At 67.6% G+C, this 13422-nt stretch carries 6 protein-coding genes; all 6 read left to right on the top strand.

The features are described from left to right. The first annotated feature begins 24 nt into the window (after positions 1-24). On the top strand, positions 25-429 hold the full coding sequence (gene rsfS / locus AC0NZQ_RS13190; protein ID WP_474530303.1) for a ribosome silencing factor: 405 nt from the start codon (positions 25-27) through the stop codon (positions 427-429). Continuing rightward, positions 426-1097 carry a histidine phosphatase family protein gene (locus AC0NZQ_RS13195; protein WP_474530304.1) on the top strand — a complete coding sequence of 224 codons (672 nt, stop codon included), beginning with the start codon at positions 426-428 and terminating at the stop codon, positions 1095-1097. The genes rsfS and AC0NZQ_RS13195 overlap by 4 nt, the downstream gene beginning before the upstream one ends. Positions 1098-1576: 479 nt before the next feature. Then, complete coding sequence (gene leuS, locus AC0NZQ_RS13200; protein ID WP_474530306.1) at positions 1577-4435, top strand: leucine--tRNA ligase; 2859 nt, start codon at positions 1577-1579, stop codon at positions 4433-4435. A gap of 3 nt (positions 4436-4438) precedes the next feature. After that, positions 4439-5293, top strand: coding sequence for a DegV family protein (locus tag AC0NZQ_RS13205; RefSeq protein WP_474530307.1), 855 nt, complete (start codon positions 4439-4441; stop codon positions 5291-5293). Between the two features lie 152 nt (positions 5294-5445). Further along, positions 5446-6402: a ComEA family DNA-binding protein gene (locus tag AC0NZQ_RS13210; protein ID WP_474530311.1), complete on the top strand. Its 957-nt coding sequence runs from the start codon at positions 5446-5448 to the stop codon at positions 6400-6402. Between the two features lie 578 nt (positions 6403-6980). Further along, positions 6981-12578: an RHS repeat-associated core domain-containing protein gene (locus tag AC0NZQ_RS13215; RefSeq protein ID WP_474530313.1), complete on the top strand. Its 5598-nt coding sequence runs from the start codon at positions 6981-6983 to the stop codon at positions 12576-12578. Positions 12579-13422 lie beyond the last annotated feature (844 nt).

Consider the following 13422-nt stretch of genomic DNA (forward strand, 5'->3'; position numbering starts at 1 on the left):
CGGGGCCCGTAGACTGGGCGGCAAATGACTGCCACCGACGACGCCATCGACCTCGCGCAGCGCGCCGCGCAGGCCGCCGCGGACAAGCTCGCCACCGACCTCGTGCTCATCGACGTCAGCGAGCGTCTCGCCATCACCGACGTCTTCGTCATCGCCACCGGCTCCAACGAGCGGCAGGTCGAGGCGATCGTCGACGCCGTGGAAGAGCAGCTGCGGGCCACGGGACACAAGCCGATCCGGCGTGAGGGGCAGCGCGACGGCCGCTGGGTCCTCATCGACTACGGCGACATCGTGGTCCACGTGCAGCACTCGGAGGAACGCACCTTCTACGCGCTCGAGCGGCTCTGGAAGGACTGCCCCTTCCTGCCGTTCACCGACGCCGCCGAGGCGGCGCACCGCGCCGAGCGCGCCGAAGCCGACTTGGCGTGACCGCCCGCCGGCTCATCCTGCTGCGCCATGGCCGCACCGCGTGGAACGCCGAGGGTCGCTTCCAGGGTCAGGCCGACCCGCCGCTGGACGAGGTCGGGCGCGCGCAGGCCTACGAGGTCGCGCACATCATCGCCGCGCTGAGCCCCGATCTGATGGTCAGCTCGGATCTGCAGCGGGCCCGGCAGACCGCCGAGATCATCTCGCACGTGACGGGTCTGCCCTTCACCGTCGACGCCCGCTTCCGTGAGCGTGGGCTGGGCCTGTGGGAAGGGCTGACGCGCGACGACGTCGAGCGGCAGTACCCCGAGGAGTTCGCCGAGTGGGTCGCCGGGCAGGACGTCCAGCGCCGTGGCGGCGAGACCCGCGACGAGGTGGCGGGGCGGTCGCTGGCGGGCATCGCGGAGCTGCCCGACGTGCCGACCACGGTCGTCGTCTCGCACGGTGCCACGGCGATGGCGACGGTCAACGGTCTGCTCGGCATCGAGCAGCGGGTGCACCCGCTGACGGCGCTGTCCAACTGCCACTGGACCGAGCTCGTCCGCAACCCGCAGAACTCCTACGACGCGATGTGGCGGGTGCGCGGCCACAACCTCGGTGCGCCCGGTGCGGTGGTCCCGCTGCCGTCCCACCCGGTTGTCGCCGAAGCGACGACCGACGCCGACGCCTAGGACCCGCAGACCCGCAGACCGTCGCGGCGCAGGCAGGACCAAAGCCCCCGGTTCCGGCCGCCAGCCGGGCCGGGGTCCCGCTTTGTCGGGCTTGGTCGAAGTTCTCACGCCATCGTGACCGACGGCACAGCGCGTCACGGCGTCCCGAAAGCGGTTTCGGTCCTAGTCTGACAGCAGGTGCCCCCGCGTCCGGCGGCGACGGACGGCGGGCGCGGGGCGCGCACCTGGACGGGTCCACCGGCCCACCGTGACGACACCGGTGGCGTCAGGCTCGGGGCGTGATCGTCTTGCCGGTCGGCGACCCGGCAGCCCCGCGACAGCCGGGCGGTAGGCTGTGGCCATGAGTACGGGTCGCCTGCTCCTTATCGGGCCGCGCTGACGATCTTCCGGATCCGCAGCGCGGCCGAGCCTCTGCCCATCGGCAGGGGCTCTTCGTCTGCTCGGGCACGCACCCTCTCGTCGATCAAGGAGCAACGGATATGACCACCCCCGGTCCCGCGACCGCAGCCGCCGGCGACGTCCCCGCGCACCGCTACACCGGCGCGCGAGCCAACGAGCTCGAGGTCGCGTGGCAGCAGCGGTGGTCCGACAACGGCACCTTCGACACGCCGAACCCCACCGGTCCGCTGGACGCCGGCTTCGACCGCGTCGCCATCCGGCCGCAGTCCTACGTCATGGACATGTTCCCGTACCCGTCCGGGGCGGGGCTGCACGTCGGCCACCCGCTCGGCTTCGTCGGCACCGATGTCTACGCCCGCTACCTGCGTATGCGCGGCGACAACGTCCTGCACACGATGGGCTTCGACGCCTTCGGCCTGCCCGCCGAGCAGTACGCGGTGGAGACCGGGCAGCACCCGCGGGTCACCACCGAGAACAACATGAAGATCTACCTGCGCCAGCTGCGGCGGCTGGGTCTGGGTCACGACGAGCGACGCCGGATCGCCACCATCGACCCCGACTACTACCGCTGGACGCAGTGGATCTTCCTGAAGATCTTCAACGCCTGGTACGACGTCGACCGCGACAAGGCCCGGCCGGTCGCCGAGCTGATCGCCGAACTGGATGCCGGCGAGCGTCGGCCGAACGAGGGGACCAACCCGTTCGGGGTGGAGTGGTCCGAGCTGGACGAGCTGCAGCGACGCCAGGTCATCGACAACCACCGGCTGGCCTATCGGACCGAGTCGATGGTCAACTGGGCGCCCGGTCTGGGCACGGTGCTCTCCAACGAGGAGGTCACCGCCGACGGGCGCAGCGAGCGCGGCAACTTCCCGGTGTTCCGGCGTCCGCTGCCGCAGTGGATGATGCGCATCACCGCCTACGCCGATCGCCTGGTGCGCGACCTGGACCACATCGACTGGCCCGAGAAGGTCCGCTCGATGCAGCGCAACTGGATCGGGCGCTCCACCGGCGCGCACGTCCGCTTCGCCACCGCGGCGGGGGACCTGGAGGTCTTCACCACCCGTCCCGACACGCTCTTCGGCGCGACGTACATGGTGGTCGCCCCCGAGCACCCGATGATCGACGAGCTGGTGGCCGAGGCGTGGCCCGACGGCACCGACGAGGCGTGGACCGGCGGCGCGGCCTCGCCGCGCGAGGCAGTGGACGGCTACCGGCTGGCGGCCTCGCGTCGCTCCGAGTTGGACCGACAGGCGGGTGACAAGGCCAAGACCGGCGTCTTCACCGGTGCTTTTGCGCAGAACCCCGTCAATGGCGCTCAGGTCCCGGTCTTCGTGGCGGACTACGTGCTGATGGGCTACGGCACTGGCGCGATCATGGCCGTCCCGTCCGAGGACGAGCGCGACTGGGATTTTGCGCAGGCTTACGCATTGCCCGTCGTTCGCACGGTGCAGCCGCCCGAGGGACACGAGGGTGCCTACACCGGCGACGGTCCGCGGATCAATTCCGGCTGGCTGGACGGGCTGGGCGTCGCCGAGGCCAAGGCGAAGATCATCGAGTGGCTGGAGCAGGAGGGCCGGGGCCGCGGCGCTGTCACCTACCGGCTGCGGGACTGGCTGTTCAGCCGGCAGCGGTACTGGGGCGAGCCGTTCCCCATCGTCTTCGACGAGACCGGCATGCCGGTCGCGCTGCCGGAGGAGATGCTGCCGGTCGTCCTGCCCGAGACCGACGACTTCTCGCCCACCTCGTTCGCGCCGGACGACGTGGAGTCCACACCGGAGCCGCCGCTGGGCCGGTTGACGGACTGGGTCGAGGTCGAGCTGGACCTGGGCGACGGGCCGAGGAAGTACCGGCGTGAGACGAACACGATGCCCAACTGGGCCGGCTCCTGCTGGTACGAGCTGCGCTACCTGGATCCCACCAACAGCGAGCAGCTGGTCGACCCCGCCATCGAGCGCTACTGGATGGGCCCGAATGCCGACCGGCCGCTGGGCGGTGTCGACCTGTACGTCGGCGGCGTCGAGCACGCGGTGCTGCACCTGCTCTACGCCCGGTTCTGGCACAAGGTGCTCTTCGACCTGGGCTATCTGACCTCGTCCGAGCCGTTCCACCGGCTGGTCAACCAGGGCATGTTGCAGGGCTACGTCTACCGCAACGCCGACGGCTTCCCCGTCCCCGCCGCCGAGGTCGAGCAGGTCGGGGGAGGTTACGTCTACGACGGCGCCCCGGTGACGCAGGAGATCGGCAAGATCGGCAAGTCGCTGAAGAACGTGGTGACGCCGGACGAGATCGTCGACGAGTACGGCGCCGACACCTTCCGCATGTACGAGATGTTCAGCGGTCCCCTGGAGCAGTCGCGACCGTGGGACGCCAAGGCCATCGTCGGCCCGTTCCGGCTGCTGCAGCGAATCTGGCGCGTCGTGGTGGACGAGGCCTCCGGCGCGGCCCATGTCTCGGACGAGGCACTGCCCGACGAGCTGAACCGCCTGCTGCACCGGACGATCGACGCGGTCCGCGACGGCTACGAGACGCTGCGCTTCAACACCTCGATCGCCCGCATCACCGAGCTGAACAACGCGGTGACGCAGGCCTACCCCAACGGTGGCACGCCTCGACCGCTCGCCGAGGCGCTGGTGCTGATGCTGGCGCCGCTGGCGCCGCACATCGCCGAGGAGCTGTGGTCCCGGCTGGGGCACGGCGAGTCGCTGACCTGGGAGCAGTTCCCGGTGGCCGATCCGGCGCTGCTGGTCGACGAGACGATCGAGATCCCGGTCCAGATCAAGGGCAAGGTGCGTTCCAAGATCTCGGTGCCGGCCGATGCCGACGCCGCGGCGATGGAGGCAGCGGCCCGCGCCGACGACAAGATCGCCGCGGCGCTCGAGGGGCAGCAGGTGCGTCGGGTCATCGCCGTACCGGGCCGCCTGATCAACTTCGTCGTCTGACCGATGTCGGACCGGGTAGCGATCGTCACCGACTCGACGTCGTGCCTGTCGCCGTCGCTGCTCGACCGCTTCGGCATCACCACGGTGCCGCTGCGGGTGACGCTCGGGGCGCGCACGGCCGTCGACGGGGTGGACGTCACCTCGGCCGACGTCACCCGCGCCCTGCGGGACCGGCGCCCGGTGGGGACGTCCCGCCCGGCGCCGGCGGAGTTCGCGGCGGCGTATCGCTCGGTGCTCGACGCCGGGGCGGACCGTGTCGTCTCGGTGCATCTGTCCGCCGCGCTCTCGGGGACCTGGGAGTCTGCGACGCTGGCGGCGCAGGACTTCGGCCACGGCGTAGTCCGCGTCGTCGACTCCCGCTCCACGGCGATGGGGCTCGGCTTCGCCGTGCTCGCCGCCGCGGAGCGGGCGGCCGACGGCGGTAGCGCGGCGGCGGTCCAGGGGGCGGCCACCGAGGCGGTCGACGCCACCCGGACGCTGTTCTATGTCGACACGCTGGAGCATCTGCGGCGGGGCGGCCGGATCGGCACGGCGGCGGCGCTGCTGGCCACGTCGCTGTCGGTGAAGCCGCTGCTGCAGATGGTCGAGGGACAGATCGTGCCGCTGGAGAAGGTGCGGACGTCGTCTCGCGCGGTGGCGCGCCTCGCCGAGCTCGCGGTCCGGGGTGCGGGCGTCGGACCGGTCGAGCTGGCAGTTCACCATCTCGCCGCCGCCGACCGGGCGCAGGCGCTGGCCGATCGGCTCTGCGACGAGATCCCGCAGGTGCGCGAGTGCCATGTGGCCGAGCTGGGCGCTGTGATCGGTGCGCATCTCGGTCCCGGTGTGCTCGGCGTCGTGCTCCGCCGCCGCGCCGACTAGGGCGTATCCGACAATCCCATGCTCTGAATTGTCAGACCCGCCGTAGCCGAGGTCACCGACAGGTCGCCGGGCATCATCCACAGCGCGGCGTGTCGTCCACAGCGAATGCTGTCCGGCTCACCGTGACGTGATGGCTGCCTAGCGTCGGGCGAATGGTCCTGGATGGGCGACGGCAGGCGCCCCTGCGCGGTGAGGCCGCGCGGGTGGCCGAACGTGTACGCGCGGTGGTGGCTGCCGCGCACGAGCGGTCCGGGGTCACCCACCACGAGCGAGCCGCAGGAACTCTCGATCTCGATGATGCCGACAACCTCGCGTCGGAGCGGGTGTGGGCGGGTGGGACGAGCGCGCCGGTCGATGCCGACGACGACGATCGTGGCGGGCCGGCCCGTGGTCGGCGCGGTCGGGAAGTTATCCGCCTGGACCCGGGGCGTCGGTCGGTGGTGGCGCTGGCGGTGGTGGTCCTGGTCGCGGCCGGACTCGCCGCGCTCTGGCTCTTCGCCTCCCGCCCGCAGGCGCAACCGGTCGACGCGACGTCGGGGCTCGGCGACGCCTCCGCGCTCGCTGCGTCGCCGTCCGGGGGTTCCGGTGGTCCGCCGACGCGGTCGGCCGCGTCAGCGAACCTGTCACCGGCGGCCACCGCGCCGTCGGCCACGGTCCTGGTGGTGGATGTCGCAGGCAAGGTTCGCCGCCCCGGCGTCTATCGGCTACCGGTGGGATCGCGGGTCGACGACGCCCTGACGGCGGCCGGTGGTGCCCTGCCGCGCGTCGACCTGAGCTCCCTCAATCTTGCCGCGCTGTTGGGGGACGGTCAGCAGGTGGCGGTGGGCCGCCCCGGTGCCGCCGGACCCGTCGGGGGTGCTGCGCCGATTCCTGTGGCCGGCGGGGCGGCGAGCCCGGCCGCCGCCGGGTCACCTGCGGGCCTGGTCAATCTGAACACCGCGACGCTGGAGCAGCTCGACGCGCTGCCGGGCATCGGACCGGCACTGGCGCAGCGCATCCTCGACTATCGCTCGGAGCACGGCAGCTTCAGCAGCGTCGACCAGCTCGACGACGTCTCGGGCATCGGCACCGTCATCTTCGCCCGGCTGAAGCCGCTGGTGACGGTGTGAGGGCGGGCGTGACCGGACGGGACAGCGGGTCGGGGCTTCGGGAGCGGGAGGATGCAGCCGGACCGGGTCGGGAGTTTCTTGGCGGTGACGTTGTTCGAGCGGGGGCCGCCGCAGCTGCTGGGTCGGCCGCCGTGGTGGCAGCGCGTAGCGGGTCACGTGCGCTCGGCGTTGCGGCAAGCGGTGCGGGTGCTGCCCGATCAGGAGCGGGGGTTGCTGCCGGGGCTGGTCGATGGTGATACCGCGAACCTGGATCCGGTGCTGGCCGACCACTTCCGCACCGCCGGTCTCACCCACCTCGTCGCCGTCTCGGGCGCAAGGGCGACATGGAGAGTGTCTTCAACGGTGGACGTGGAGAGGATCGCGGGACGCGGACTAGAGGCGGCCCCGCCCCCTTGCCAGGCAGCGGACTCCCGGACGTTCCCTCCCGTAGGCGGACAAATGAGCCAGTCGATGGTCCCGTGAATGTAAGAACCTGGCCAGAAAGCAATAAGTAGCGGATATGTTCGCGGCCGGGAATCGTCGGCTGCTTCTGCGGTTGACGGCGCCCGATGTTGTCTGCTTCTCGGGAGGGTTTAGACGTGCTGTTCGTAAATCGTGTGTCGCTGCGCAGGTTGCTGTCGGTGTTGGTGACGGTGGCGGTGGTGTCGTCGTTGACGGTGGCCGTGCAGGTGGTGGTGGCCCGGTCGGCGTCTCGTGCGTTGGCGGCGGCGACGGCGGGGACGTCCGGTGTGTTTGTGCCAACGCAGGGTCGGATTCTCGATACTCGGCCTGCGTACGAGGTGAGCGCCAACCCGTACACGACGCCTATGCAGGCAGGGTCGTGGCGCAAGGTCACGGTTGCCGGAACGACGATGACCGACGGCTCGACGTTGCCGTCGAACATCTCGGCCGTGACGGTGAACTTTGGGGTGATCAACCCGGCTGGCGCGGGCTACCTCAACGCGGACAAGGACGAGGCGACGCCGAACGCGTCCATTGCCTATATGCGCTTCCTCGCCGGCGACAACCAGTCGAACACGGCGACGATCGCCGTGGCATCCGACGGCAAGATCCAGGTCAAGTCCAGCCAGAACGCAGATTTGTTCATCGATGTCGAGGGCTACTACACCGCCGACGAAAGTGTCGCTGCCGGCGGATATGTCCCTGTGACACCCAGGCGGATCATCGACACCTCTAACGGCATCGGCATCGCGAAGGCGAAGCTGGTCGGTGGTAGCACCACCAAGATCGCCGTGGTGGGCTCTACGACGGGTGTGCCGATCGGAGCCTCGGCAGCGATGATCAACATCACGACGTTCAATCACAACTCCACCGCGAACCACTACTACACGCCATACGCGGCCGACGTCCCGCAGCCGCCGAAGGTCGGCACCTACTTCGCGACGAGCCAGACCGACGCCACGCAATCGCAGGTAGCGCTGGCGACCAGCGGCTCGAGCGCCGGAGCGTTCAAGTTCTACCTCTCCGTCGGTAGTTACACCGTTGACGTCCAGGTCGACGTCCTCGGCTACTTCGCTGCTGGAAGCGCCAGCGGCGCGTTCACCCCTGCGGCCACCCGCGTCTACGCCACCGGAACCTACGACTCCAAGTCACCTGCCCGGAGCACCATCGCCGCCGGGGCGACCACGCAGGTCCAGGTCGCAGGAATCAGTGGCATCCCGCTGGCCGGTTCCGGGATCAGCGCCGTCGCCGCACATCTGAGCGTTTTTGACCACGGCACCAACGGCGGCTACACCGCGATGTGGGCCAGTGGCACACCACGCCCCACGCCGTACAGCTCCGTCAACCTGGCCCGCAACGCGCTGTTCGGCAACATGGTCACCACCCAGCTCGGCGCCAACGGAGCCGTCAGCATCTACAACGGCAGCCAAGACACCATCGATGTGATCGTCGATATCGAAGGCTGGTACACCAACACCGGCTACGCGATCAGCAACGGCCAGACCGACACCCAACAGTCGGTCACGCTGCAGGCCGATCCGAACGGTGGCGGGTCCTACGTCACCTATGAGTACCGGACCGGGACGACGGCTGCGTTCAGCAACGTGCCCACGGCCAATGTGAAGGACAAGGACGGCAACTCGCCGTCGGCATGGCCGGTCGCCAAGAGCAGCGGCAGCAGCGGCACGTTCACGCCGTACGTGTGGAACATCCGCGACACCCTGGCCGGGTTGTCGGGCAACAATGGCATCGCCCCGGACTCGCTGGTCCAGGTGCTGGCCTGCTTTGGAACGAGCAGTAGCGACAGCAACCCGGCCTGCGGCATGCCGAGCAACGTCACCCTCTCCCAGACCGACGACGGCGACGCGTCCACCGAGATCGGGCCCGGATCGGTATCGGAGCTGACCGGCGACTTCGAACTCTCGGCCACCGACGCCGACGCGGGAGCATCGCTGGGCGGGCTCGGGGTGAGCCGCACACTGTCGACGCTGCACCCGGCGGCGGCCAGCGGCGCGGCAGGGGTCTTCGGCCCCGGCTGGACAGCCGGACTGGACGGCAACGGCGCCGGCGACCTGACCCTGACTGATCACGTGGCCGACGGCTACCTGCTCTTCACCGACACCGATGGCAGCGTCAGCGTCTACCAGACCAACGACACCGCCTACCCGATGACGTTCCTCGGCTCGGGTGACTCGGCCGGGGACGGCGTCACCGTCGTCAAGACGAACGCGTCGGCCATCACCTCGACCGACGGGTCGGGCACGGTGACGACCTGGACGAAGCCGTCCAGCGGGCCGTGGCAGGTCACCAGCGTCAAGCAGCCGGGATCGAACTCGACGACCAGCTACAGCTACAACGGCGCCGGCCTCGTCACGCGCATCCTCGCCCCGGTGCCTTCCGGAGTGAGCTCAACTGGCAATCCGGACACCACCCCCGGCTACCGGTCGCTGATCCTGAACTACACCGGCAGCTCTCCGACGCGGCTCTCCTCGGTCGATCTGTCCATCCCGCAGGTCTCCGGAACCGCGAAGAAGGTCACGGTCGCCCAATACAGCTATGACAGCAGCAACCGGCTCGCAGCCGCGTGGGACCCGCGAATCAGTCCTTTCTTGAAAACGACGTACACCTACACCTCGGCCAGTCGGCTAGCCACGCTCACACCGCCGGGCCTTGCCACGTATTCGTTGACTTATGACGGAGCGAACCGGCTGTCCACGGTGACCCGTCCCGACCCGTCGGGGCAGACGGCCACGAGCACCGTCGTCTACGACGTGCCGACCACGACCGGCAACGGTGGTCCGGTCGCGCTGGGCGCGTCCACGACCGCGACCTGGGGCGAGACCGACGACCTGCCCGTCACCGGCACGGCCGTCTTCGACCCCGACCGGGTCCCGGCCGGCACCACCCCGGGCAGCGTTGCCTCAGCCGACTGGCCATATGCCTCGATCGACTACCTCGACGTCAACGGCCGCACCGTCAATACCGCCAGCTACGGCGCGGGGCAGTGGTTGGTCGACACCACCCAGTACGACAGTGACGGCAACGAGTCGTGGACGCTGACCGCGGGCAACCGGGCGCAGGCGCTAAATCCCACCGGCGACACGGACAGCTACGTGGCCGGGAAGTCCAGCAACGTGGACCGCGCCGCGCTGCTGAGTTCAACGACTAGTTACGACCCGCTCAACCCGGGCCAGGTCACCGACACGTACGGCCCGACCCACCCGGTCACGCTGGCCGACCAGAGCGTCATCCACGCCCGCACCCACGTCGCCACCACCTACGACGAAGGTGCTCCCAACAGCGATCACAACGTGTTCAATCTCCCGGACGGCACGTCCATCGATCTGGGGCCCTACAACTTGCCGACAACAGTCACCACGTCGGCATGGCAGCCAGCCGCCGGCGCTGACACCGGCTGGCCGGACCAGTCCGTCACCCACACCGGGTACGACGCGGTGGCCTCTAACGACACGAGCGGTTGGAGCCTGGGGGCGGCGACCAGCAGCACTGTGCAGATGGGCGCGACCGCCTCGAGCGCGGATCTCACGACCTACACCCGTTACGACGCCAACGGCCGCACCATCGAGCAGCGTCTGCCCGGTGACGCCAACGGCACAGGTCCCCGCACCACCCAAACCACGTACTACACCGCCGGCGGCAGCGGCGCCTGTGCTGATCCGACCAAGGTCGGTTTGGTCTGCAGCACGGCCCCGGCGGGTCAGCCCGGTAGCGGGATGCCGCTGCCGACGGTCACCTACGGCTACGACGCCTACGGCAACCCCACCACCAAGACCGAGACCTACGGCACCGGCTCCACTGCAGTCGTCCGCACGACGACCACCGGCTACGACAGCGCTGAACGACCTGTCACCCGCTCGATCGCGGTAACCCCGGCCAGCGCCGGCGGCACCGCCCTGCCGACTGTCACCACCGGCTACGACTCGGCGACCGGGTTGCCGACCACCGTCTCCACGACCGACAACGGAACCACGACGAGCCTGACCACCGGGTACGACAACCTGGGTCGCAAGACCGACTACACCGACGCCGGTGGCGTGCACAGCACCACCAGCTACGACCTCGCCGGGAACGTGGTGAGCGCCAACGACGGCAAGCACACCGTCACCTACACCACTGACTCGAGTAGCGATCATCGTGGCGTCGTCTCTGGTGAGGACATCGGCATCTCCGGGTCACCGTCGACCTTCGCCGCGTCATATGACACAGCGGGCAACATGGCGGTCGAGCAGTACCCGAACGGGCTCACCGCAACCCGGTCCTACGACAACGCCGGCAACCTCACCAAGCTCGTCTACGCCAAGGACGGCAGCACCTGGATGACCTTCACCCAGGACGTCAACGCCCTCGGCCAAATCGCCGACCAGACCAGCCCGCAATCCAGCCAACGGTTCAGCTACGACCCTGCCGAGCGCCTCACCACAGTGCAGGACACCTACCAGAACTCCTGCACCACCCGGACTTACGGCTTTGACTCCCACTCGAATCGCACCAGCCTGAAGAGTTATCCCGAAACCAGTGACAACAAGTGCACGACGACAACTACGCCAACGCCAATTAATTACCAATATGATGCCGCGGACCGCCTTTCCGCGGACACCACAGACGGCACAAGCAACACATTCGGATACGACACTCTTGGCCGTACAACGACAGTACCTGCAGCAGACGCCCACGCCGCGGCCGCGTACGCGAACATCGCTGGTGACCTTGCAATTGGGTACTTCGTTAACGACTTGGTCGCAACACAAGCGCAGGGCGGCAAGAGTGTCGCGATCACGCTCGATCCGTTACAGGACCGGGAGAGCATGAGGACCGAGGACGGGGCCTCCACCGTCAGCCACTACGCGAATGACAACGATTCGCCGTCTTGGATCGCGCAAGGAACAGGGACGTCGGCGACTTGGATCTCTTATACCGCTGATCCTGCTGGCCTCCTTGCGGTGACCTCAGACCAAGCCGGAGGTGTCAATCTTTCTCTGACGAATCCTCATGGAGACGTAATCGCAACATGTCCGGACCTCGCGAGCGCATCCAGCCCTAGTAACTACAACGAGTCCACCGAGTATGGGATGACGCGGGACGTCCACGCTAATCTAGGAAAATATTCTTGGCTCGGATCGCACCAGCGGTCTAGCGACAATCTCGGCGACCTCGTCCAGATGGGCGTTCGAGCATATATACCTGCGACGGGAACATTCGCATCGAGAGACTTCGCCGCAGACACGCCGTACGCCGGGCCAAACGATTACAGTTACTCCGGTGCAGACCCGGTCAATACAACTGACCTGCAAGGATCATCCTCAGTAGTTACTTGTGTACTGACGGTGAGCGATCCGCACCAATCGTCTCATGACCGCCACAAGGGTCGTGTCGGCATAAACGCTTCCGCGAAAATCAAATGCACTACAATGGCGGGCTTTCAGCTAAGAAGTGTTCAAATGGTTAAGCTTCGCCTGAAAGTGACACTGTACCTGTTCGAGAAATTGCCAAGTCAGTTTGGCGAGCGTGGCTACGTAGCCGTTGGCAACGGAAAGATGCGGAAAGGCGACGGAAATGATCAGGTGAAGGCAAATTCGGCCATGGCGGGTTGTAAGGTGGGTTCGTATCAAGCGATCGCGCATGGTTATGAGGTTGCTCCGCCGGGGTATCGGCCGCGCCATGCGAGCCCCGAGGGTGCAAGCCACGTTTGGTTTACCGACTGCAATTTCCATTGAGGGCCAAAGATGCGATTTCTTTACGAGGAAGATTCGTTATACCCAATTGGGCCGACTAATGACTGCCCAGAGTATAGGGTGAGTTTCTGGGAAAACGCCCATACTGAATCGTGGGCCGTAATCGCAGACGCTGACGTTGAAGATGTTCTTCGTTGGGCCGAGACTCAAGCCGACGGTCGTTATTACGCAGTCTACGCTCGCTCGGTTACTATACGCATGGACGGGAGTACTGACGTCCTGGAAATCCGGCTCTCGGGTGCCGATGCCGCCGACCGGAGTATAGATTGGGAGGCTCTTCCCTGGGCGCGGAAACCGAAGTGACTGGACGATTGGTAGATTTGGTTTATTGAAACCCTTACCGAGCATCCGAACACCTAAGTTGGCGCATGGCCTGAGCTTGAGGCGGTGCTCGACCCTGCCGATGCCGCTTGGGTGGAACGGCAGGCATGGCTGCTGGACTTGGAGATATGTCAGATCGAGCCTGGCGAAGCAGCCTGAGACGGTCGATCTGCTGCGCCGAGAGTGGCGGGGCCTTCGCGACGAGCTCAGTGACGTACTCATCCAGGGCATCCCGCGGAGCGTCCGGTTCGGGCTGGGGCTGGTGTTGTGCCGTCATGGCTGGTCGACTGATGCGGCTGGCTGACGGCTACAGATGACGGCAGCACCGCCGAGCAACTGCACATACAGCCGCATGCGGGCGAGCACCGCCACATCGGTGAGGGTTGCGGGACCAGCGTAGGTGGAGCCCCTTTTAGGCAGGGTGTCGTGGGTTCGAGTCCCACTGGGCCCTCCAACTAACCCCTGTAAGGGTTTGCTGTCGGTTTGGTTGACATCTCTTACGAGG

It is taken from the genome of Jatrophihabitans sp. sgz311053 (assembly GCF_056135305.1).